24 protein-coding genes are annotated in these 23593 nt (G+C 47.5%); 7 read left to right on the top strand and 17 right to left on the bottom strand.

Annotated features, from left to right (window positions below; genetic code table 11):
* Window positions 1-154: 154 nt before the first annotated feature.
* On the top strand, window positions 155-3355 hold the full coding sequence (locus IDJ77_RS14925) for a chemotaxis protein CheB (protein ID WP_191189771.1): 3201 nt from the start codon (window positions 155-157) through the stop codon (window positions 3353-3355).
* A 97-nt stretch (window positions 3356-3452) separates the two neighbouring features.
* Entirely contained in the window at window positions 3453-3818 is a 366-nt protein-coding gene (locus IDJ77_RS14920) for a response regulator (RefSeq protein ID WP_191189770.1), read from the top strand.
* A 71-nt stretch (window positions 3819-3889) separates the two neighbouring features.
* Here the strand turns inward: IDJ77_RS14920 and IDJ77_RS14915 are convergent, their stop codons facing one another.
* The 13 genes from IDJ77_RS14915 to IDJ77_RS14855 form a co-directional block, all read right to left on the bottom strand.
* Window positions 3890-5080: a sensor histidine kinase gene (locus tag IDJ77_RS14915; protein ID WP_191189769.1), complete on the bottom strand. Its 1191-nt coding sequence runs from the start codon at window positions 5078-5080 to the stop codon at window positions 3890-3892.
* Window position 5081: 1 nt separating this feature from the next.
* Window positions 5082-6092 carry an ATP-binding protein gene (locus tag IDJ77_RS14910; RefSeq protein ID WP_191189768.1) on the bottom strand — a complete coding sequence of 337 codons (1011 nt, stop codon included), beginning with the start codon at window positions 6090-6092 and terminating at the stop codon, window positions 5082-5084.
* Window positions 6085-6519 carry an anti-sigma regulatory factor gene (locus IDJ77_RS14905; RefSeq protein ID WP_224751111.1) on the bottom strand — a complete coding sequence of 145 codons (435 nt, stop codon included), beginning with the start codon at window positions 6517-6519 and terminating at the stop codon, window positions 6085-6087. The genes IDJ77_RS14910 and IDJ77_RS14905 overlap by 8 nt, the downstream gene beginning before the upstream one ends.
* Window positions 6479-6892 carry an STAS domain-containing protein gene (locus tag IDJ77_RS14900; RefSeq protein WP_191189767.1) on the bottom strand — a complete coding sequence of 138 codons (414 nt, stop codon included), beginning with the start codon at window positions 6890-6892 and terminating at the stop codon, window positions 6479-6481. Before IDJ77_RS14900 ends, IDJ77_RS14905 begins: the two co-directional genes overlap by 41 nt.
* A gap of 6 nt (window positions 6893-6898) precedes the next feature.
* A complete protein-coding gene (locus tag IDJ77_RS14895; protein ID WP_191189766.1) occupies window positions 6899-7759 on the bottom strand; it encodes an STAS domain-containing protein in 861 nt (286 codons plus the stop codon).
* 242 nt (window positions 7760-8001) lie between these two features.
* Window positions 8002-9447: a hypothetical protein gene (locus IDJ77_RS14890; RefSeq protein WP_191189765.1), complete on the bottom strand. Its 1446-nt coding sequence runs from the start codon at window positions 9445-9447 to the stop codon at window positions 8002-8004.
* A 298-nt stretch (window positions 9448-9745) separates the two neighbouring features.
* On the bottom strand, window positions 9746-10360 hold the full coding sequence (locus tag IDJ77_RS14885) for a PRC-barrel domain-containing protein (RefSeq protein WP_191189764.1): 615 nt from the start codon (window positions 10358-10360) through the stop codon (window positions 9746-9748).
* A gap of 28 nt (window positions 10361-10388) precedes the next feature.
* Complete coding sequence (locus tag IDJ77_RS14880; RefSeq protein WP_191189763.1) at window positions 10389-11027, bottom strand: OmpA family protein; 639 nt, start codon at window positions 11025-11027, stop codon at window positions 10389-10391.
* Between the two features lie 321 nt (window positions 11028-11348).
* Complete coding sequence (locus tag IDJ77_RS14875) at window positions 11349-13712, bottom strand: TonB-dependent receptor (RefSeq protein WP_191189762.1); 2364 nt, start codon at window positions 13710-13712, stop codon at window positions 11349-11351.
* A gap of 43 nt (window positions 13713-13755) precedes the next feature.
* Window positions 13756-14601: a 4-hydroxy-3-methylbut-2-enyl diphosphate reductase gene (locus IDJ77_RS14870; protein ID WP_191189761.1), complete on the bottom strand. Its 846-nt coding sequence runs from the start codon at window positions 14599-14601 to the stop codon at window positions 13756-13758.
* A 63-nt stretch (window positions 14602-14664) separates the two neighbouring features.
* On the bottom strand, window positions 14665-15351 hold the full coding sequence (locus tag IDJ77_RS14865; protein WP_191189760.1) for a MarR family winged helix-turn-helix transcriptional regulator: 687 nt from the start codon (window positions 15349-15351) through the stop codon (window positions 14665-14667).
* Window positions 15352-15470: 119 nt separating this feature from the next.
* A complete protein-coding gene (locus tag IDJ77_RS14860; RefSeq protein ID WP_191189759.1) occupies window positions 15471-15905 on the bottom strand; it encodes a DUF6326 family protein in 435 nt (144 codons plus the stop codon).
* Between the two features lie 7 nt (window positions 15906-15912).
* Window positions 15913-16644: a DUF4386 domain-containing protein gene (locus IDJ77_RS14855; RefSeq protein WP_224751110.1), complete on the bottom strand. Its 732-nt coding sequence runs from the start codon at window positions 16642-16644 to the stop codon at window positions 15913-15915.
* A gap of 12 nt (window positions 16645-16656) precedes the next feature.
* Here IDJ77_RS14855 and IDJ77_RS14850 point away from each other — a divergent pair, with 12 nt between their 5' ends.
* A complete protein-coding gene (locus tag IDJ77_RS14850; protein ID WP_191189758.1) occupies window positions 16657-16938 on the top strand; it encodes a hypothetical protein in 282 nt (93 codons plus the stop codon).
* A gap of 43 nt (window positions 16939-16981) precedes the next feature.
* On the top strand, window positions 16982-18073 hold the full coding sequence (locus IDJ77_RS14845; RefSeq protein WP_191189757.1) for an NHL repeat-containing protein: 1092 nt from the start codon (window positions 16982-16984) through the stop codon (window positions 18071-18073).
* A 67-nt stretch (window positions 18074-18140) separates the two neighbouring features.
* On the opposite strand, the gene IDJ77_RS14840 is transcribed toward IDJ77_RS14845, so the two are convergent.
* Window positions 18141-18449 (bottom strand): hypothetical protein, encoded by a 309-nt coding sequence (locus tag IDJ77_RS14840; RefSeq protein WP_191189756.1) that lies wholly within the window; start codon window positions 18447-18449, stop codon window positions 18141-18143.
* A gap of 192 nt (window positions 18450-18641) precedes the next feature.
* On the opposite strand from IDJ77_RS14840, the gene IDJ77_RS14835 reads away from it, so the two are divergent.
* Window positions 18642-19448, top strand: a complete 807-nt coding sequence (locus IDJ77_RS14835) for a methyltransferase domain-containing protein (protein ID WP_191189755.1) — start codon at window positions 18642-18644, stop codon at window positions 19446-19448.
* A gap of 211 nt (window positions 19449-19659) precedes the next feature.
* Here IDJ77_RS14835 and IDJ77_RS14830 read toward each other — a convergent pair whose 3' ends face one another.
* Window positions 19660-19950: a hypothetical protein gene (locus IDJ77_RS14830; protein ID WP_191189754.1), complete on the bottom strand. Its 291-nt coding sequence runs from the start codon at window positions 19948-19950 to the stop codon at window positions 19660-19662.
* A 127-nt stretch (window positions 19951-20077) separates the two neighbouring features.
* On the opposite strand from IDJ77_RS14830, the gene IDJ77_RS14825 reads away from it, so the two are divergent.
* Together IDJ77_RS14825 and IDJ77_RS14820 are read left to right on the top strand one after the other, a co-directional pair.
* A complete protein-coding gene (locus tag IDJ77_RS14825; protein ID WP_191189753.1) occupies window positions 20078-20878 on the top strand; it encodes an NIPSNAP family protein in 801 nt (266 codons plus the stop codon).
* Between the two features lie 68 nt (window positions 20879-20946).
* Window positions 20947-21201 carry a hypothetical protein gene (locus tag IDJ77_RS14820; RefSeq protein ID WP_191189752.1) on the top strand — a complete coding sequence of 85 codons (255 nt, stop codon included), beginning with the start codon at window positions 20947-20949 and terminating at the stop codon, window positions 21199-21201.
* Between the two features lie 54 nt (window positions 21202-21255).
* Here the strand turns inward: IDJ77_RS14820 and IDJ77_RS14815 are convergent, their stop codons facing one another.
* Window positions 21256-22227, bottom strand: a complete 972-nt coding sequence (locus IDJ77_RS14815; RefSeq protein ID WP_191189751.1) for a glycoside hydrolase family 43 protein — start codon at window positions 22225-22227, stop codon at window positions 21256-21258.
* 1 nt (window position 22228) lies between these two features.
* Complete coding sequence (locus tag IDJ77_RS14810; protein ID WP_191189750.1) at window positions 22229-23263, bottom strand: family 43 glycosylhydrolase; 1035 nt, start codon at window positions 23261-23263, stop codon at window positions 22229-22231.
* Window positions 23264-23593 lie beyond the last annotated feature (330 nt).

Genomic DNA, 23593 nt, shown 5'->3' with positions numbered 1-23593 from the left:
TCTCAAAGTGCTACGGTAAAAACACCGGCCACAGGCTGACTAATGTGACGAGCATCAATTAATAACTTTTTGATTTCCAAAAAATTAACGTTATATTCGATATCCTTGCCTGTCACATTTCCTGCTCTTTAAACCGTTACTAATTTCTTATTGTATGCTTTTAGCAGAACCCCACCACATTATTGCCATAGGCGCATCTGCGGGTGGTATGGATGAAATTAATTCCTTTTTCGATCATACTCCGCTTGATGGTGTTTCTTATATTATCATCCAACATTTATCGCCGGATTTTAAAAGCCGGATGGTGGAGCTACTGGCCCGGCATAGTAAGCTTGTTGTAAAAGAGGCCGAAAACGGAATGCGTGTTATGTGCAATGAAGTGTACCTCATTCCGCACGATAAGTTCATGACCATCAGCGATGGCAGTTTATATTTAAGCGATAAAGAAAATATTAAAGGCCCGCACTTAACCATCAATTACTTTTTCGAATCGCTGGCTGCCGATTTTGGTAAAAAAGCTATCGGCATTATCTTATCCGGCTTAGGCAGCGACGGTACCGATGGTATCAGGGCTATTAAAAAAGCCGGTGGCATGGCCATGGCACGTACCCCGGCAACAACCGATTTTGGCAGTATGCCATCATGCGCTATTGCTACAGGCCTGGTAGATTTTGTTTTAGAGCCTGCGCTAATGCCTGCCGCCATAGAAGATTATGTAAAAAATGCCGGGGAACTACTGGCAGATGAAAAAGACGATGAAGATAACCTGAAGGCCATTATTGCCCTGATCAAGGAAAATTCGCCGCTCGATTTTTCTGATTATAAACAAACTACCATACTGCGCAGAACAAAGCGCCGGGCATCGTACGCCAATTTTACGTCGCTGCGCAGTTACCTCAATCATTTAAAAAGCACACCCGAAGAAGTGGAGGCCCTTGCCAAAGATTTCCTCATCAGCGTTACCGCCTTCTTTAGGGATAAGGAAGCTTTTGAGTTTATCCAAAAGGAGGTATTACCTGCCATACTGCAAAAACTTTCGCCCGGCGAAGAATTAAAGCTATGGGTTGCCGGCTGCGCTACCGGCGAAGAGGTTTACTCCCTTGCCATACTAATAGCCGAACTGCTGAAGGATGAGTTTGAAGGCCTGGCAGTAAAAATATTTGCTACGGATATTGACAGCGCTGCTTTGCTGCATGCCGGCAAAGGGCTGTACAATTCAAGCATTGCCAAAGATGTTTCGCAGGAGCGGCTGGAGAAATATTTTATTACCGAGGGGGAAAGCTTTCGCGTAAACCCCAACATTCGTAAGATGGTGATATTTGCCCAGCACGACCTGGTTAAAAACCCGCCGTACTGCAATATGCACTTCATCAGCTGCCGTAACCTGCTCATCTATATGACATCGGTACTGCAAAAAAAGATCTTCACCATGCTGCTTTTTGGGCTAAAAATGGATGGATACCTGTTTTTAGGCTCCAGCGAAAACCCCATGCCTATTCTTAAAAATCTGGAGGTGATTCACAAAAAATGGAAGATCTATAAAAACCTGGAGAAAAAGCGCGGTGTAAATTTCGATGCCTTTGCGTTGCCCGATCTGCTGGAGATCAAACGCACACCATCCCGCTCGGCCAGCGAAGATCTGGTAAGGCACAGCGGCCCGGCATTGGCCGAGGCAATGCATACCAGCCTCGCCAACGATTTTGATTACCTGGCCATATGCGTTAACGAAAGCAACCATGTGGTAACCTCCTACGGCGATACCACCAAATACCTGCTGCAAAAGCACTTCACATCCAACCTGATGGAGTTATTACCCAAACCGCTTACAGTGGCATACAACACCCTGGTAACCAATGTGCTAAAATACAACGAGCGGCATGAGGTACGGGGTATTAAAATTAAACATGGCGGGCATGTAATTAAAGTAAACCTGGCTGTTAGCCCCTTAGAGGCCAGCGGCGGGCACGCTTTACTGATGGTAACCTTTACCAAAGATAAAACCGTGGCCCCAATAATTGATGAAGTATTTGATGAAACGGTATACCTTAACCAGTACACCAAAAACCTCGAAATTGAATTACGGGACCTGAAGGATAAGCTGCGTTTATCTTACGAAAGGCTGGATGCCTCCAACGAAAACATGCAATCGTTTAACGAGGAGCTTATATCGGCCAACGAGGAAATGCAGAGCACTAACGAAGAGATGCAATCTGTAAACGAAGAACTGCATACCATTAATGCCGACTATCAACTAAAAAACAAAGAACTGGTTGAAATTAACGAAGACCTGAATAATTATTTCAGGAGCAATGTTAACGGGCAGCTGTTCATCAATAACGACCTGCAGCTGATGCGGTTTTCGCCCGGCACAACCAAGCAGATAAACCTGCTGGAAACCGATATCGGCAGGCCGCTGAGCAATATATCTACCAACATCAAGTTCGAAACGATTATAGATGATATCAGGCAGGTGCTGCAGGATGGCTCTATCATCACCAAAGAAATTGAAACCAACAACGGCAAATGGTACCAGATCATGACCATGCCCTACCTGCTGGCTGATAATACCAACAGCGGCGCTATCATCACCTTTAATGATATTACCGAGTTAAAGCGCAACGAATTGGAAATTGATAAAAAGAACAAAACACTGCTCCGCATTAATACCGACCTGGACCACTTTATCCACGCAGCCTCGCACGATCTGCTGGCCCCGCTAAGCAATATCGAAACCAGCATCAACATCATGAACAGGATAACTTTAACAGATGCCAAGCTGATGGATTTTTTAAATATCATCAATGCCTCGGTTAAAAAATTCCGCGAGCTGATAACGGATATAGCTACCATTGCCAAGGTGGAGAATGACATGATAGCGACGGAAATGGTAAGCCTCGACGAGATCCTTAACAATATTGAGTGGAGCCTGGAAAATAAGATAGCCGCCTCGGGTGCGGTAATTACCCGCAGCCTGGCCGTAAAGCAGATCCTTTTTTCGAAAAAGAACCTGAGGAGCATTGTTTATAATCTCATCTCCAACGCCATTAAATTCAGGGGCGAAGAACCCCCGGTGATCTCTATACTCACCTGGCAAGAAGGTGATATGGTTATTTTATCGGTAAAGGATAACGGGAAAGGCATCGCCAAGGGTGGTATTGATAAGATCTTTAACATGTACGGCAGGCTGAACCAGGATGTAGAGGGGCACGGCATAGGGCTGTACCTGGCCAAAAAAATAGTGAACGCCGCAGGTGGTAAAATTGTAGTGGAAAGCGAACCGGGCATAGGTTCTGATTTTATGATCTATCTAAAAATAGAGGCAGAAGCCATTGCGATAACCCCGTTTTTAAACTAATTGAATAAATACCTGGTAAATAAATGTTTAAACGGTAAAAAAGGAAATACTGGCATTATAATTGGCTATATAGCAATGATACTATTCCACCCTGATTATGCGCAAAAAAATATTGGTTTTAGATGATGACGATGATATTTTAGAAGTTGTTTCCTATCTGTTAACCGAAAGTGGGTATGAGGTGAAAACCTTAAACTGCGGCGACGCCATATTTAACCACATAAAAGATTTTACCCCCGACCTTATTTTAATGGATGTAATGCTTGCCGATATGGACGGACGCGCCATTTGTAAAGAAATAAAAGAAAATCATCTTACCCAGCTTTTGCCCGTTATCCTCATCTCGGGCACACACCACCTTGCCACAGCACTTAATTTGCCCGGTGCCCCAAATGATTTTATTGCAAAACCATTCGATGTGGACCAGCTTCTTGATGCCATAAAAAGGCAGTTAGGAGCGTAGATTATATATAGTTATACCGGAAATTATTTAAGTAACCGCCCGAAACGTATACAGCATCAAAGCAGATGCTTCTACGCCGCCGGTTGCGAAAAGTAAAAGGTTGAGCCTATGCCTTCCTTGCTTTCTACCCAGATGCGGCCGCCATGGTCGGCGATGATCTTAGAGGAGATGTAGAGGCCCATACCCAGCCCCGAATGCGTACGGATAACGTCTTTGTCGCGGTAGAATTTATTAAAGATGGATTCGATACTTTTGGCAGACATGCCTATGCCCTCGTCACCAATAGCTATCAGGGCCTGCCCGTCGGGGGCGACAGAACACGTAACAGTAATCGCTGTATTTTTTTTTGAATACTTAGCTGCATTGCCAATAAGGTTAGAAAAAACCTGCTCCATCCGCAGGCGGTCTATCATTACCGTTACATCCTGACAAAGGTTGGCCATAACAACATGGTGCGGCAATATATGCTGTAAAATCGACACCATTTCGGTTACAAAGCCATTAAACTCCACCGGTTCTTTATTGTAAAGCAAACTGCCGTTCTCTATTTTTGATACATCAAGCAATTGCTGCACCAGCGATAGCAGCTTGGTAGTTTGTGTATCTACCTTATTCAGGATATCTTTTACCTTATCGCTGCACTCGCCTTCCAGCTTTTTCGCGATCTGGGTGTAAGCCTTTATTACAGTTATAGGTGTTTTAATTTCGTGACTGGCGATGGAGATGAACTCGGTTTTTTTCTCATCAATAATCTTCGAGCGGCGCAGCTCTTCCTCCTGCTCTTCGGCCAGGCGGTTAAGGCTAAGGTTACGTTGTTTTATCTCGTCGTAAGCATTTAGGGGTGCTTCGTCTTCAAAGGATTTTTTTAGCGCAGTTATTTTAGATGGGTCGAGCTTTAACGAGCGCGGCAAGCCTATCTTCATTTCGATGGTGTTGGTGCCGGTATCTTCTATAAGTGAAAATTCGGGCACCAATTTCTGCGCATAATAAAAACCCGAATCGGCATTGGTGAAACGGATGGCATTATCAAAGGTAACCAACGATACCAGGGAATAACGTTGTTTATTTTGTAAAAGCCCAATCTCCAGCATTCCACCGTCTGTATGCTCAATAACGGTACGGGCTATTTCTGATACTGCTGTGGCAAATGTTGTTTGCGTAGCAACGGTAAGCCCGAGCTTTTCCGCAACCTTCATCGACCGTTTGTGTGCCAGCACAAGGTCCATTTCGTTTTCCAGCGTAATAGTTACAACTTTTATCATCTTAGTTCACTTTGGCTATCACTACCGACATATCATCGCTTCGGCGGGCATGATCTTTATAGATTGCGGCTGCCAGCACCGTCAGATCATATTTATTTATCTGGGGATATTTGGCCAGGTCTATCCTTGTTTTTATCCCGTCAGAACAAAGCATTACCTGGTTATAGATATCGGCAGGGTATTGCTGATCGTTCATGGTGTTGGGGATATTGTGCCCTACAATACCATTGTACGACATATGGTTACGAAAACTCACCGGCCCAAACATCCGTGCTGCAATATTGCCTATGCCGGCGCTGCACCAGGTTTTGGTTTCCACATCATACCCTACAACATTGATAACCGCCCCTCTTGTCTTTTTTATCTGCGTATGCATAAACCGTAATGTTTCGGTAGGGCTGTAATCCGGAAAAACTTTAAACGCTGCTGCCGCTTCGTTTATGGCTTTGTTAGCTTCGGGCCCGTGCCCTAAACCATCTGCCAGCATCATCTTTATATATTTGTCTGTCTTTTTAAAAACAAAGCCGTCGCCGCTCTTGGTTTCGCCTGGTTTGGCCACTACAACGGCACGCATGGTAACCGGCGGCTCGGGCTTATAAGGCTGTGGTTCATGGTAAACACGGCTCATGACAATGGTTCCCCAGCCTGGCTGAGAGTAGAGATCGAAATTATCCGACAGCCTTTTCATACTGCCCAGCCCGTGCCCTAAAGTATTTGTGGTAGATACGCCGTCAATCATCATTTTAGCCGGGTTTATCATCCCCGGGCCGTTATCTATGCTTATTAATTCAATGTACGGTGCTCCGTTATTGGCAAATGTGCCCATCAGTATCTCGCCATCGTCGCTGTACTTAAACAGGTTCGAGGTCATCTCAGCTACTATCAGGTCCAGTTCATTTATCCTTGCGGCACCCATGCCCGCCTCGGTGGCTGCGCGGTGTATCTCTTTTTTTATCAGGGAAAAATAGCTCCTGTCGTTCGCTGTAAAACTTATATGCGTTGCATCAACCATTTGCCCACTTTAATATCGTCACCGTAGTGCCCTCCCCAACTTTACTTTTTATATCAAACTCATTTACCAGCCTTTTTGTTCCGGGCAGGCCCAGCCCCAGGCTTTTGCCCGTGCTAAAGCCATCGCGCATGGCGGCAGCAATATCGGGTATACCCGGGCCTCTATCTATAAAGGTAAGCCGCACTCCATTAACACGCCCGCTGGATACCACCTCTATATGGCATTTACCGCCGTTAGCGTAGCGCATCATATTACGTACCAGTTCGCTGGCGGCGGTTAACAGGCGTGTTTGATTAACAAGGCCCATCTTTATTTTTACGGCAACCTCCTTAACGCGGTTTTTTAGAAAAACCACGTCCTGCTCCTTTTCTACCAGGACGGTATCTTTACTCAAGGATAAGGTCATCGGCACCCTCATAATCATCATCGTCGTCGTAATTGGTTTCGTCGATCATGGATTTTAGCAGGGCCATCCCTTTTTCTACATCAAGAGCAGTGTGCACGCCTTTTAAAGGTAAGCCAAGTTCTATCAAGGTGATAGCTACTGCAGGCTGCATGCCCACAACCACCGTTTCCGAATCTAATATTTTACACATGCCGGCAATATTGCCGATAATGCGGCCCATAAACGAGTCCACTATCGATACGGCCGAGATATCAATCAATACGCCTTTGGCGCTTGTTTTTTGCACCATCTGCACAAGGTCGGCCTCCAGGTTTAGGGCAAGGCGGTCATACAAATCTACCTGTATGGTTACCAACAGGTAGGATCCCATCCTGAGAATAGGAATTTTATCCATCGTATATTATTTTTGAACTGTACCTACTTTTCTTACTTCTAAACGCATCACTTTAAAGGCATGGGCCAAAGCACTGGCCAGGCTTGCCTTGGTAATGATGTTGGATAGGTCGATGCCCAGATGCACAACCGTTTGCGCTATTTCGGGGCGTATACCGCTAATGATGCATTCGGCACCCATCAGCCTTGTAGCGCTAACCGTTTTTATAAGGTGCTGCGCCACAAGCGAGTCTACCGCAGGCACGCCCGAGATATCCAGTATAGCAATGCTCGAGCCAGTTTCTACAATTTCCTGTAACAGGTTCTCCATCACAATTTGGGTGCGGGCGCTATCAAGAGTGCCTATAATAGGCAAGGCCAATATGCCGTTCCAAACACGGATAACCGGGGTAGATATCTCTGCAATCTCGTCCGTTTGGCGTAAAATAACTTCTTCGCGGCCCTTAATAAAAGTTTCGAAAGTAACCACGCTCAAGGCATCCATAATGCGATTTATCTTCAGGCTTTCGGTAAACAAGGTTTGCAGGTCGCCTGCAAATTCTTGCTGCAGCACTTCCAGCAAGGCCTCTTTAAGCGAGAAGATGAAGTTACCGGTTTCGCGCGGGCTAAAGCCCTGCCTTGCACGGGTAATGGCAATGCCGCCCAAAATTTCAACAACCGGGCTCCATGCGTCGGAGTCGACATCTATGGAGCTCTCGAGCGACAAGTTGCCAACCAGGGAATCTACTAACTCTTCCGACTGGCTTCTCAGTTCGTCATTACTGATCAGGTCTTCGCGTAAGCCTTCGTCAGCCAGTTGATTTTTCATCCAGAGTTCGAGGATGGTTTTTTTCTTTTTTTGCAGCAATTGATATGTTATTTGTGACATGGTTAAAATATACAGAGTGGTTTAATAAGCTATACACTCAAACTTCTGGCGAGTTGAATTTATTGATGAAAGGTAGACATCAGAATTGATATTAAGAAATAAAATTATTTTGTTCTTTATAATTAAATAATACAACTCGTAACGCAATGCCGGAATATAAACGTATTGCATTGTTATCCTGCTTTTCAAAAAAAAATGAGGCCACCTCCCGGCGGCCTCATCTCTCTTAAATCAATCAATAGTTATTTCTTTGCCGGCCTGGCGTTGGTATTTACCCTGGCGTAGATGGGGAAAATAAAGCTGAAGTCGGTTTTTATGGTGTCTTTTTTGTTATTGTACAGGATGCTGGCATCGCGGTGGCAACTGATGCACGATGCATCGGCCTGGAGGAAGGTTTCCAGCGTGGTGTTGCCCAAAAAGTTTGGCGCGGTTGGCCCGGGGTGGATCTCCGATTGCTCCCACTGCGTGCCTATGAGCTTGTAATTGGCCCAAACGGTACCTTTAAGCTTGGCTTGCCATTGCTGGTTCACCAGTTCGGTATAGCGGTAAACGGGGTAAACGCGCATGGCCTGCGTACCAAACGAATCGCGCTTGCTTTGCTGACCGGGCGAACCTGTAGCATAATCGCGGGCGTAAGGCATGTTGGGCTCCCACAGGTATTGCTGGTTATCGCCTTTAATGGTATCTGCCGGGGCGTTTGGCGTACAGTTAAGGCAATCCGGGTTGTAAAACGACCATTGCCTGCCATTCATCTGTGCCTCCTGGGCATTATCGGGCGTGTTATCGATGTGCTCGAAGGTGGTCCAAATCTGGTTAACGTGCACCTTCGCGGTTTTGCGCACAATGTGCATCCCCACCATACCCACGGTTACGTTAGTGATGAGGAGCGGTTTGTGGTTGCGGGTGTGCAGGCTATCGATAAAAATGGTGGCCTTGCGGCAATAGTAGCGGCTGGTATCGTCGCCTGCGGCAGGCAGCAGAATGCGCCAGGAGGCTTTTATCTCTATCATCCCCACATTTTTTGTGGCTTGGTTGCTCTGCGGCAGATCGATGGAGTTGTTGGTTTTGATGCCCGCGTTGTAGATGCCCTGCGTGGTGGTGAGCTGGTTATCAAGCGTGAACTTGGTTTCCACCGGGTTCATTTTTATTTCGTAGAGGGCGAAGTTGAGGTTCCGGTCGATCAGCGGGTGGCCATCAGCTTCCTGGAAACCGCCCATGTCGTTAGAGTTGATGGAAGCTACGTGTGCTAAATTATGTGGTGCCTTCGAATCGAGGTAAAGAAACTTCTGCCCGCTCTTTTTAGTTTCGCCAAGGCGGAGGTTGAGCAAGGGCATACTGGTGCCAAAAACCTCGGCAGGGTCCTGGTAATGTTCCCACACGCGGGGTGCGTTCACAGAATCGGTAATAGAAGTACCGATGGGGTTACCCGCGGCATTGGCGGGCCAGTTGAGGGCGATAAAAGTTTGCCAGGAGAAGATATCGAAAGGCGTTTGGTGCAGCGAATCGAGGAAGCTATCGTAGCCGAGGCCAAAGCTTTCGTTAACATCGTAAGGGATGATGGAGCATGGGTTATCCGCCGCGGTAGAGTCGCAAAAAGCGTTTGGAAGGCCGCTTGCATTATGGCTCTGGAAATATTTGCAGGCCAGCAGCATCCCGAAAATAACAACAACAACGAGAAATTTTTTCATAATAGGAAGGTTAGGTGTAGATAAATTAAATTGGCTAACAGCTTTATTATCAGTAAAATTAGTTAATTAAAAACCACAATAACAAGCGCGCAACCCTTAACCTGGCGCAATAGTTTAAATAAGGGTTAAAAGAGTTTTTATGTAGGGTAATTCTACGGCACAACTTACAGGAATAGCCGTTGATGACAGGGTAATTCTACCCTTTTTTGCTTCTACGGGTTCAGCAAAAAAAGTTTCAAGCAAAAAAAATGGGACCACCTCGCGGCAGCCCCATCCTATTTAGTTCAGATCAGTTTAGTTAGAATACAGAGCGGTCCGTATTGGTACCCGCATTGTCATCCTTAGCCTCAATTTTGGCAATGATGCGGCGCACCTTTTCCTGGCGGGCCTCTTCATCTACTGGGGTTTCGGGGATGGTAAGGTCGGTTTCCTCGGTAGCGATGGTTCCGCTGCCGTAAAAACGGTCTTCGTTAAAATGATCGTGCTCGTAAAAACCAGTTGCTTCATAAGGCACAGCGCTGCCACCGTCGAAAATATTGCGGATGGCCACCTCGTTCTCCGGGGTAAGCACGCCAGGTTCGTAAACGGGCAGGGTGTAAAGCTGCTGCGCGCTTACGTTGGGCACTATCACGTCATCATCGTCGGTATGCAGTTCTGCTACACCAATTGGGATAAGCACGTTGCGGTCGTCCACAATATCATCGCCGTTAGCCTTCAGTTCTACCACCAGGTAACGCACCGCGCGCGATTCCGGGTCGAACAGCAGGTCGTCAACCTCGCCAAATTTATTGCCGCTTAGGTCCAGTACGTCCCAGCCGGTGATATCTGGTTCGCCGTCTACAATTTGGTAATCACTGTCGCTTAAAGCCTTAAGCCCGCCATTGTATGTTCTATTTTCGTCTTCAAAAGCCATGATCGTTGATTTTATATTTAATAATTAATTAGTTAGAAGCCGGGAAAGCAACTATCGCCACGTTCCTATTTTGCTGCCTGCCGCCTGCAGTACTGTTGCTGGCAACCGGTTCGGTTTCGCCAAGGCTTTGTACCGAAACTTTGTCGGCATCCAGCCCGTTTTTGGTCAGCCAGTCCTTCACGGCGTTGGCGCGGTCGGCACCTAATTGCGCGTTATGGTCGGCATCGCCTTTGCTATCTGTACTGCCATACACGCCAACTGTACCGCCTTTAAAGCGTTTGTTAAGCGATTCTACAATCGTCTTTAGCTTGGCATCCGCGCTGCCTGTAAGCGTGTTCTTATCCGTTTCGAACAGGATATTACTTCCCAGGCTGTAAATGGTGTACTTATCGTTACCGCTTACGTAAATGCTGGTATCGGCAATATCGCTGTCGGTACTGCGGGGCGAGTTAAAGTCTACGCCGTTCCAGTCGGGCGCGGTTGCTGCTGCTGCTTTCGCGGCGGTATCTGCTATCGCGTTGCCGGTACTTGTGCTATCGGTTGTTGCTACTTCTTTTGAGCCTCCGCAACCTTTAAACAGGAAAAACAATACTGCCAGTGCCACAAGGGCCAGCAATATCCAGATCCATGGAGACGACTTTTTGGGTTCTACTTCTAAATGTGCCATTTGTTGTTTTAGTTGAGTGATTAATTCGTTTTATGTATTAACCACAACTAACAATAATTAACTATGTTTTAAATATAAATCATATTTAGAAAAAACAATTGATGTGTTTAGGTGTGAGGGGAAGGATTTGAAAAGCAGGGGCAGTGGGGTTTGGGTTGCGGTAGCCCCGCCCTGCCTGCCGGCAGGCAGGTATACGCTGCAAGCCGCTGGTAGAAGCGGGCTTTACGCTGCTATCGGGTTTAGGGTTGTAACGCCTGTGCCTTCAAGTAGTTCGCAAATACCACCAACCACAGGCCGTAGAGCACAAGGAGAGCGTCCCCCCTATAACTCAAATATCACCCCAAGGGTAGGCAGCACGTTACCGCCTTTATTATCCAGCAGTTTAGAGCGGAAACGTGATGGATCGCCGGGGGCATCTTGCAGGTTACCGGCGGCATCGCGGTCGGGTACCAGGTAGGGTTGCAGCTGGTATTGGTTGTAGGTAAGGTTTTGAATATCCAGGTATATGTTCAGCGTGAATTTTTTAAAGGGATACTTTTTATCTACCCGCATATCAACCTGGTAAAAAGTGTTCAGCTGGCGGCTGTTCAACTGCTGCCAATCGGGTATGCCCTGCGGAAATATGGCATAATTGCTTTTTAGGGTAGATGCGCCTATATTGTATGGCGTATACGGCCCGCCGCCGGTTAAGCGCAGCTTGGCGCCAACTTCCCAGTTGCGTTTAAATACTTTACCGCCCGTCATACTCAGGATGTAGCGGTTATTCCACGACGATTGCACATACTGTCCCTTCTTATCCTGAAACTCGCTGCGGAAAAGCGTAAGCGCGAAGATGCCGTAAAAGCCTTTATGGAGCCTTTGCTGTGCAAAAAACTCTACGCCATAACTGCGGCCTTTGGTGTAGCCCACCACCTGCTGGTTGCCCACGACGCCAAAATCGGCACCAAGGTTAGCCAGGGGGATGCTATCTCCCAGCACGCGCTCAACAGGATAATCTTTGTAGTGCTTATAAAAACCTTCGATGGTGAAACGGGTGTTTTTGAGGGTATTGTATTCCAGCCCTAAAACTACCTGCTTGTTAGATATGTATTTCACATCGCGGTTGGCCAGCGCGCCCGTGCTATCGCGGTAGCCTAAAACGGTGTAGGCAGGCAGCTGGTAGTAAATGCCGGTGTTGAAGTTTATACTCAGTTTTTCGCTGATATTATAAGAGGCCGAAAAGCGTGGCGAAAGCGTTTTGGCAAGATTGTTCATTTGCGCAGAATAGGTGTTGGCATCGGCGCGAATACCAACGGAAAGGTTTAGCTTATCTTGCAAATAAGCCCGGCTCAGCTGCCCGAAAAGGCTGTACTTAAAAAAGTTGATCTCGGAAGTATAAATATTGCTGTTGAAAGGCAGCAGGTTAAAGGTGTTGGTGGTGTATTGGGCGGTTTCGGCACCGGCACCAAAGCTGATGCGGTAATTATTGGCGCGGCTCACATTCTCGAACCTGAATTTGTTCTCTATCTCTTTAGAATTATAATCGAGTGTTTTGGTACCGGCCTCGTTATTATCCCGGAACTTTTTGGCCCGGTTATCCAGGTAATCCCTGCTTAAAACAAACAGGCTGTATCCATTAGACCGGAAGTTTTTGTAGGTAGCACCGATGGTATAGTTATTTTGCGAATTAACCGGAATATTGGCCAGCGTATACTGGTTCAGCTCGGTGTTTTTGGCGTCAAGGTTCAATTTAAAACGATCAAGCGCGCCGAGGCCCAATATGGTTAACTCGTTTTTGGTGTTGAACTTGGTTTTTATCTTGAACTGAAAATCCTGGTACGAAGGCAAAAAAGGCAAGCCAATGAGCTTGAACAAACCCTGCAGGTATGAGTAACGGTATGAGGATATGAACGTTGTTTTTTTGCTGAGCGGGCCTGCAAGTGTAGCGGCGAAATCGCTGGAGCCAAGGGTGAGCGTGGCATTGGTACGATCTGTCGGTCCATCCTTTTGCTTAAATTCAAATACCGAACTGAGGGCATTGCCCCTGTTTGCCGGGAAAGCGCCCGAATAAAAATCAACCTCGTTGATGAAATCGACATTTATAAGCCCCACCGGGCCGCCCGAAGAGCCCTGCGTGGCAAAGTGATTGATATTGGGGATCTCGATACCGTCGATATAAAAGCGGTTCTCGTTGGGTGCGCCGCCGCGAATGATAATATCATTACGGAAACTTACCGGCGAGGATACACCCGGCAACGATTGGATCACCTTACTGATATCGCGGTTACCACCGGGGTTACGCTTTATTTCGGTAGAGCCAATAGTACGCAGCGATACCGGGCTTTCCAGCGTTTTAAAAAAGCGCGGTGCGGCCACCTTTACCTCGTTAAGGGTTTTTGCGTCGTCCTCCATACCTAAGTCGGCAACGGCTATTTTGGCATTAGTAACCTGTATATCAAAAAGGGTTTTAGGGCGGTAACCCACTAACGAAAATTGCAGCGTATAATAACCGGGGCGCAATCCCGCAAGGGTATAATTACCTAACGAATCGGTAAGGGTACCCTTATCGGTCCCGGTGATAGCAATGCTTACGCCTGCGAGCGGATCGTTATTCAATACGGCGGTCACCTTCCCTCGGATGATACCGGTTTGGGCAAAAGCAATGGCAGGCAACAGTACTAAAAGCAGGAGTAAAAGTTTTTTCATAGATGCTGCAAATATGGCTATTTGAGGGTAAAACGGGAAGGTTTTATAGCATTTGAAGGCGATCGCGCACCTGCTGCATCAGCCACATGGGGGTAGATGTTGCCCCGCAGATGCCTACCTTTTGGCCGGGACTAAACCAGCCTGCCTGTATATCATTAGTGCCCGATACAAAGTAGCAGTGCGGGTTAGCTTCCCTGCATACCTGATAAAGCATTTTACCGTTAGACGATTTGGAACCGGATACAAACAGGATAATATCCTGCTGCCGGGCAAAGGCGGTTAGTTCGTCGCCCCGGTTAGATACCTGCCGGCAAATGGTATCCTTAAGGTTTACGTTTACGCCCCGTTGCTGTAGTTTTTCCCGTATTCCGTAAAGCTCGGTAGTACTTTTGGTGGTTTGGCTGTAAAGGGTAATATCCTGCGGCAGCATCACGGTATCCAGCTCATTGTAGCTGCCAAAAACAACTGCCTCACCGTTAGTCTGGCCTTTTAGCCCCACAACTTCGGCATGTCCCTCTTTACCGAAAATGTAGAGGTTATCGCCGTTATCGTACGAGCGTTTAATGCGGTTCTGCAATTTCAGCACCACCGGGCAAGAGGCATCAATCAGGCGGATGTTTTGCTTTAGCGCGGTTTGGTAAGTAGACGGCGGTTCGCCGTGGGCACGTATCAGCACGGTTTCGTTTTGCAGGCTCAGAAATTCTTGGTAATTGATAATACGGAGCCCTTTGGCCTGCAGGCGCAGCACCTCTTCATCATTGTGTACAATATCGCCAAGGCAGTACAAGTAGCCTTGTTCGGCCAGCAGGTCTTCTGCCATTTCTATGGCATACACTACCCCGAAACAAAAACCCGAGTTCCCGTCGATAACAATTTTCAGATCCAACATATCGTGCCTTTGTTATAAAGGTACAAAATTGTTCTAAAAATATAAAATAAAAATAATTTCGGACTATTTTTTTGACTGTTCTTCAACAACTGCGGCAATATCAGCCTTGGTTTGTACCAACTTCCCGGCATACACATGGTGATGAAAGTTCTCCAGCCGTTGCAGCAGGTAGTTTAGGGTGAGCTTTTCCTCTTCAGATAGATCGCCGGTAACAATGCGGCCCACGTAACTCATATCTACAAAAACGCGGTATAAAAGCTCCCTTCCTTCATTGGTGATAGAGATGCGTTTGCCCCGCTTGTCGTTCTCGTCGTCGGCCTGATTCACCAGCCCGGCGCTGATGAGGCGGCGGATCACTTCGGTGCCCGATGTTTTCTCCTGCAGGTTATAACTTATAAGTTCTTTTTTAGAAAGATTGGGATGGGTAAGCAATATGGCCAGGCAGGTAAAATCTTCGGCGGTTTGCAGGGGGGTGCCTTCCAGTGCTTTTTTGATGTAGAATTTAGCGTACCTGCTCATGTACACCACCAGCCGCCCAATGTTATTATCCAGCTGGAATGCTATATCCTGCGCCACAGGCTCTTCGCTGCCAAAGCGCATATCCGAATTGGCAGGTGCGCCGGTTTGGACTGCATGTTCACTAACCAAAAAGCCCGCGAAATCCTGCAAGGTAAGTTCCCTGTCGGGTGTTTCGCTTTCCAGTTTTTCAACCAGGTGCAACAATTGGTGTATCAGCCTATAGGATTTCATTTTTTTAAAAGTTTCAAATATACCCTATTATCGCTAACATTTATTTAATAAAGTACCGGGCAAATAGCTGTTGGGGTTTTAAGCTATACGTTATTTCCATCGTTTTAAAGGCTTAAACTCTACCCCTTCCCTTCCTCTTTGGGCCATTTCCAGGCGTATCCCATAATTAAGCAGGTGATGATGATCTCCACGATTCCTAAATAGGTATAAAACAGCATCCACCTGCTGATGGAGGTGGCTACTACCAGCATCATCACCCCGGTAAATAATGCGCCTGTAATGAGGTTGGCGAGCTTGCCCGCTTTGGGGCGAAGAATGAGAGAAAGAAATATCATGAGCGGCGGCAAGGTCATCAGGATGGCGTATACCAGTAGCATAGCCGGCGTGGTGTGGCCGGTGCCGCTGTTACCGTTCATGAGTTTTTGAATGCGGCCGGGTACAAACAGCGAAAAAAAATCGCCATATACATAGCAAAACATTACGCTTACCCATAAAGCGGAGAGTTTAAGCTTAATATTGATATTAAAATTTTGGAGTTGAGTAGTATTTGCCATCCCTTTTTTATTTGGTTACGGTAGCGGTTGCTGTATTAACTTTTACACCCATAACCAGCAGCCACAGGCAGGTGCCAATTTCGCCCAGCCCGCCGGGGATGCTGATCCAGCTGTCGATGCCGCTTTGCTTATATCCGGTGGGAAACACCAGCTCGCCTACAAAATTCATGACATAGCCCGTACAACCCGCCATCAATAGCACGCCAAGCGCTTTCGGCAAAAACCCCGACCGGTACACCAGCCACCCAAATGGCAGCAACCATAATCCCCAAAACAGCGAAGCTATCAGGTTGCCGTTGCTGTAGTATTGCAATTGCTGCATTACCTGCGCGGCAAGGTCCGGCGGCGCAGCTGCGTACTCCGGTTTACTGATGAGGGTAAGCACGGCAAATTTGTTGAGGAGGTTTACAAAGGATATGGGCACGCTCAGCAGCGCAAGGGCGGCCATTGCTACGGCGTGGGTCTTGTTAACCGGCAATAGCAATTTATATAATACAAGAGGCAAAAACAGGAATGCGGTGTAGCAAATGCAGCCGGCCAGTAAACTCAGCCTGAACATGGTTTCGTTAGCGATGATGTTTTGCAGGGTAATAGCCGGGTTTTGCCAGTTGATGAGTTTGCCCGGCACGTACAATAAATGAAATAGGCCGCTAAGCACCACAATGAGGTAAAAGAGGCCGGCGATCCTTGCCGTTTTTTTATTGGTATCCATGTTGCTGTTTTTCAGCAATATGACCATCGTTGGGATGGTTTGTTACAAGATGATTTACAAAACAACTCTACCGGTAAAACCCTGCCCCGGCTAAACCCGATAGCAGCGGAAAGCCCGCTTCTATCAGCGGCTTGCAGCGAACACCTGCCTGCCGGCAGGCAGGGCGGGGCAGAACCCAACCGAAGCACCAGTGCCCCTCCTTTTCAAAACCCATTAGCGCATAAAAGGCAACCTTACCGGCCGGGGTTCAGGCTCTATCATACATCTTCTCAGTTTACACATTATGGTAACAACCTCACTTTGGGCCTGGTAACCACTTAGCAATACCCTACTTTTAACTAACCAGTTATTAAATAATGTAATTATGAATACAAAACCAACCATTACTGGGCAGGTGGCACCGGCAGGCTTAAAAGCCATTGCGGTCATTACCTTTAGTTTGATTACGTTGCAGGCCTGCCAAAAGGCCGAAAGGGTTACCCCCAACAAAATCGACAAAAGTGCAATTTCATTAAGTGCTTTAAGCGAACCCTCTGCCAGCAGCCTGTACGAGGTAAGCACGTTTTTTCAGGGCTACCCTGCGCTTGATAACCTTTTCAGGCTATGCAAGTCGGCAGATAATACCCTCTACGCCACGTCGGCCGCCACCAACAAGGTTTATAAAATCTCTACTACCGCCGTGGTGTCGGATCTGACAACGTTCCCGGCCGGGAGTAACCTGATTGGTGTAAAGGCCGGAGCAGAGGGATCGGTTTATGTAGCGGTATATAATGCCAACCAAATAGTTAAGGTAGACAGGCTTGGCCATAAAACACCGGTGCCTGTAAGCATTGGGCTAAACAAGCCCTCTGATGTAGCCATTGGGCCCGATAGCACACTGTACATTGCCGACGAAGGCAACAATCGTATCGTAAAAGTAACAAAAAGCGGTGTGGCTACTATTTTAGCAGGCAAAACCGGCATTAAAGGAACTGCCGACGGCAAAGGCGGCAACGCTCGTTTTGTAAGGATTACTAACATCCGTTTCGCTGCAGATAACAATGTGTATGTGTTAGATGCCGACCCTTTATCGAATATTTCAGGCAAGTCGCTCCGGAAGATTACGTCGGATGGCACCGTATCTACGTTTTTTAAGGTCACTAAAATTGGGAATCAAACCAGTATAATTGATTTTGCCCCGGCTAAAAAAGACAAAAATTTCGACCCGGTGATGAAGGAAAACTTCTTCCTGATCACGACTAATTTCAGAAATGATGGCGTGATAGAATATAAAATAAGCCACCTGAGTTCGGGCAAGATAGAAACAACCATTGTGCCCTATAACCATGGTGAATACAAGGATGGCCCAGCAGATGAGGCTGTATTAGCTGCGCCAAGCGGTATTGCCATTGTGTATAACGGAATTTACCTAACCGATGCCAATTCGGCCATCCGTAAGGTCTCCAGGAAACTCTGATCTGCGCCTCTACGCACCAGCGCTCTTAGTGGTCGAAACAGAAACTTCGACCACTGACAGTTTTTATTTAATAATATGCTTCCGTACTGGCCACTAAACTCAATATCTCCAGCTTAGGCTCAACCTCCAGCCCGCTGGCCCAAAGCTCGTCGGCAAATTTTTTGAAGGACGCGAGTTGCTGCAACTCCTGGTGCGCCTCCTCGCTTTCCAGCTGGTCGAAATGCATAAAGGTTTTGCCATCGGGCAGCAGCCAGGCACCGTACTTAATGCCGGGGTGGTTCAGGGTTTTCAGTTCGGCCACAACAGCGGCGATATTCTGCTGGTTTATGGGCGCGTATTCGGGCCGGGTGGTGTATTGCACGCGTACAACTTTCATGGTGGTATAGGATAAAAGGTTATTACAATAATACCAAAATACACCCTCCCAGGCAAGGGGCAAAAGTGCCACAAACAACCGCTTTTTGCGACAGAAAATGGAAATAAATGCAATTTTTCCAGGCGATTTTGCTGTGCTCCGCATCTTCCGGCAAAGCCTTATCTTTACCCTGCAAACCAATTATGCAACCTTATGGCAACAACCGGCGATTACATCATTAGCGGCGGGCAGGCGGGAAAATCCCGGCTGAACGTACTGGCCAGTGTGCTGGAAAACAGCACCCGCAATTTATTGCTGGCCAATGGATTAAAAGAGGGCTCTGCATTTTTGGATGTAGGCTGTGGCGGAGGCAACGTAGCCACCATGGCCGCCGAAATAGTTGGTAAGCAGGGCTATATTACCGCCCTCGATTTTGATGAATCGCTTATCGCCCTCAACCGGCAGGACGCCGCCGCTCAGGGCATCGGTAACCTTAAGTATCATGCCATCAGCGCCTATGATGTTGCTAACCAAAACGAGTTTGATGTGGTGTACGCGCGTTTCCTCCTCTCGCACCTGCAGCGGCCGGCGGAGGTGCTGTTAAACATGGTAAGGGCTGCCAAACCCGGCGGGCGCATAGTGGTAGAGGATGTACAGTTCAGCGGGCATTTTTGCTACCCTGCCAACGCGGCTTTTGAAAGGTATCTGCAGCTGTACTCGGCACTTGCCACCACACGCGGGCAAAACCCGGAGATCGGGCCAGCCCTATTCGGGATGCTTAAGCAGACGGGGATAACAGCCGTAGGCTTCGATGTGATACAGCCCGCCTTCAGCAGCGGAGCAGGCAAGCAAATGGCCTATATAACTATGGATAGGATAAAGAAGGCTGTCATCAGCCAAGGGCTGGCCACTGAAGATGAAGTAGCGCAGATCTTATCCCAACTGGCAGCTTTTACTGCCGATGAACAAAGCATTATCAGCCTGCCGCGCATCTTTAGGGTGTGGGGTGTTAAGGCTTGAGTGTTCGAAATGTAGTGCAAATGCCCGCAACACGAGTTGACTCACCCCCAACCCCTCTCTGCTACGCAAAGAGGGGAGTTTTTTTCTATTTCTTCACCCTCTTTGCGTAGCAGAGAGGGTCGAACAGCGGAGTGCATTCGGGGTGAGTTAAATATGCGGGCGACAGGACACTATAGGGATTTCGAATACTCAAGGTGTTAAGGCCTAAAGTTTAGCGCTTTACAATATAATCGTACCAAACGTACAATTGATCGAAAAGCGGGCCGGCGCTAAACTCCTTGCCTTTGGAGGTAACCATGCGCACATAGCCTTGCTCGTTATCGGCTATCACCTCATCTATTTCCGTAGCAACATTACCTTCCTGAAACTGGAAACGCACCTTTATTTTGTCTTTGTTGCGCTCTACCTGGCTTTGGGCAGGTACCAGTAAGGTTTCGCCGCCCTTGTAAAAAGAGATGTGCCGGTTATCTGATAAACTCATATAGTATAAAGCGAATTGCATGGTGTAAAGTAACGCAAACGCCCTAGCCTAAAACAGGGTAGAAGCACCCTATCGGCGGTGCTTTTTCACCCTATTTATTTAGCCAAAAGCCCTATATTGCGGGTGAATTATAAAAACCATCACCTTTATGAAAAGACGTTCTTTTGTGAAATCGGCCCTGGCAAGCGGTGCCGCTGCTGCTATAATACCTGCCGCAGCCATGGCTGCCGATACCGATAATCCGCCTGCCCATAGCACCGATTACTATGAACTGCGTACCTATACTTTGAAGAATGAAACCCAGCAAAAGCTGGTAGAGGATTATTTTCAGTATGCCGCAATCCCTGCCCTCAACCGCATTGGCATAAGGCATGTAGGTGTATTTACCGAGTTAAAACCCGAAGGGCAAACCAAAATATTTGTGCTCACCACTTACAACGGACTGGCCCATTTAAGCCATATTGCAGATAACATCGGCAAGGATGCCGAATGGAAAAAACAAGGCGCCGCCTACCTTAACGCACCTGCTTCGGCACCGGCTTATGAGCGGATAGAAAGCTCGCTGATGAAAGCTTTTAAGCACAGCCCGCTACTGGTGGCTCCGCCTAAAACCGCAAGGATATTTGAACTGCGCCAGTACCAAAGCGCCAGCGAAGCCGCCGGCAAAAAGAAGATAGAAATGTTTAACGACCAGGGCGAGATAGACATATTTAAACGCCTCGGCTTCAAGCCCGTGTTTTGGGGCGAAACCATCATCGGTCCGCTGCGGCCCAACCTTACTTATATGGTAACTTTTGACGACCTGGCCGCTAAAGACGCGCACTGGAAAGCCTTTGTTGATGATGCCCAATGGAAAAAAATAAGCGCCGTACCCGAATATGCCGACGCCCTGCTGGTGAACAAGATAACATCAACCCTACTGGTGCCAACGGCTTACTCGCAGATATAATCCGGGGATTCGGTTTACAGGCAAATGGTTATTTTGATAGCTTTGCCGCTACAACAACATAAATACCCATGCAAGACCCATTTGACATATTAGTGAATGGAATAGTTTATTCCGTGTTCCCCGAGGAGGATAACGTTTACACCATTTTTAAAGCCGGGGTGGAATTTGGCAAGATAGAAAAAGACACCGAAAACCATTGGCTAAAGCTAAACCCCGAAACCGAGATGCCCATGTTTGATAATGACCCCGAAACTAACCAAATTGGGCAAGCCATTGCCAACTACGTGCCCGAAGAAGAAGATGAGGACGAAGAGTTTGAATAACAAAAATGCATAGCAAGTAAAAACGGCCACCGATAAAACCGGCGGCCGTTTTTGCTATTTACCGATCTTCTTCACCCCTTCGCTGGTCATCACCACGCGTTTGATGGTACCATCCGTATCGTAATACAGCCTATCTATACAAACCGAGCGGTGAAAACTCCCCGCATCCGCAGCTAATGCGCCTGTATGATATATAAAGTACGATTTTCCTCTAAAATCAATAATGGCCTGGTGGTTGGTGTTGGAATTGCCCGCCAGTTCGTTAATAATACCTTTGTACACCCAGGGGCCGGTAACGCTCCTGCTCATGGCGTAAGCTATTTTCTCGGGGAACTCATAAGCGTATGACAGGTAATACCAGCCATTGCGGTAATGGATCCATGGCGCCTCGGTAAAATGCGGTAAGGTGATGGTTTGGATAGGGCCGTCCAGTTCGGTCATGTTGGGTTTTAGTTTGGCGTAATAGCAAATGCCGTTACCCCAAAACAGGTAGGCCTGCCCGTCCTTATCAATAATTACCGAGGGGTCGATATCATCCCAGGAATGCTTTACGGCTTTGGTCATATCGTTGGTTACGATCGCACTGCCGCGTGCATCCTTAAACGGACCTAAAGGATTATCAGCAACCGCCACCCCTATCGCCTTGCCGGGTATGGTGGCATGCTCAACAGCAACATACCAGTAAAATTTACCATTGCGTTCTATCACCTGCGATGCCCACGCATCGGCCTTCGCCCAGCTAAAATCTTTCACATTCAGGGGCGATGGGTGCTCCGTCCAGGTGTTCATATCGGTAGTGGTAAAGCTGGCCCAGTGGTGCATAACATAATTGTTTTTGCCGGCCGGCGCTTCGTCTATCCCGGTGTACAGGTACACTTTGCCGTTATAAACCATTGCAGCCGGGTCGGCGGTGAATTTATGGCGGATGATGGGGTTACCGTTAGCGTGGAAAACGGTATCCTGCGCCTTAACAAGCCCAAACAGGCAGCAGGCGACTAAAGCAAATAAGTACTTTTTGGTAATCATATTATTTTTTATTGATTGTTAGATCGTCTTTATTAATTTCCGGCCAGCCATCAATCCAGTTCAATTTGGCGAGGCGAAGCTTGGGGATCCCTTTGTCGGCAGCAGCGTACCCGTGGAACACAATGTAATCGGCACCATCAAAGGTACCAACGCCATTATGGCCCACACCGTACCAGTCCTTATCCCCTTCCAGTAAAATACTGCCGCCGCTGCGGTTCATGGCGATGCCGTCTTTATTTAAATATGGTCCTTTGATACTTTTGGCGCGGCCGATGATCATTTTATAAGTACTCTTTGGCCCTTTGCAGCAATAATCTATGGATGCGAACAGGTAGTAATATTTATCGTGCTTAAAGATAAATGGCGCCTCTATCGCGTTGCCCCCTGCATCCGCCGGGTTACCATCTACCGACGGGGGATTTTCTGCCGAGGGTTCTTTTTTCCGGCTGGCGATGGTGGGGATAGTTGCAAGATCTTCCGCAACACTCATCCTGTCGTTATTCAGCTTAACCAGTTTCAGCCCGTCCCAAAAAGAGCCGAACGCGAGATAGGGCGTGCCTTTATCATCAGTTATTAAGTTGGGGTCGATGGCGTTCCAGTTGGTTTGATTTGGGATAGAACGGATGATCTGCCCGTGGTCTACCCATTTATAATTGGGGGCGTTGGGATGCAGTGTAGTATTAGTTGCCAATCCGATAGCCGAAGTGTTTTTGCCGAAGGCCGATACCGAATAGAACAGATAATAAGTGCCCTTGTAGTACGAAATATCAGGTGCCCAGATGTGGTTGTTAAACGCCGGCAAAAAATCAAGCACCCATTGCGGCGCCTTTGCAAATATTTGCTTTTCGCGTTTCCAATGCACCTTGTCGGTACCCGACCAATTACCGATCCCCATCCCCGTGCAAAAAATATAATAAACGCTATCCTGCTTTATAATCACCGGGTCGTGTACGGAAATATCCGTCTTCAGTTCCTGGGCTTTTATATGGAAGCCCAGCAACAGGATAAAGGCGGTTAATAATAGTTTTTTGAACATTAGATATTTGAAATATGCTGTACTTAAAAGCGATGGCCTTGTGCAATTCCCCTCTTGAGAGGGGTGCAGCAGTGTGTTTTCAGCATGTCGGCGAACCCACCCCTGCTACTGCAATCCCGGCGCGCCCCTCCCAAGAGGCATAGCCGTCGACTTAAGGAGTAAAGCAGACGCGTGGCGTCGACCGATTTTGTAGCAACGGATTTCAATCCGTTGTCACAAAATAGCACCGGCGTAAAGAACCGTCGGTTCGGCCGATATAATCGCAAATATGGGTCGTACCTACGGCACTCATCAAAACTTTCGGCTGCATCGGCGGGTTAAAACCCGCCG

It is taken from the genome of Mucilaginibacter pankratovii (assembly GCF_014773265.1).
In the GTDB taxonomy this organism is placed as follows: domain Bacteria; phylum Bacteroidota; class Bacteroidia; order Sphingobacteriales; family Sphingobacteriaceae; genus Mucilaginibacter; species Mucilaginibacter pankratovii.
This window is presented reverse-complemented; position numbering and strand designations above follow the sequence as displayed.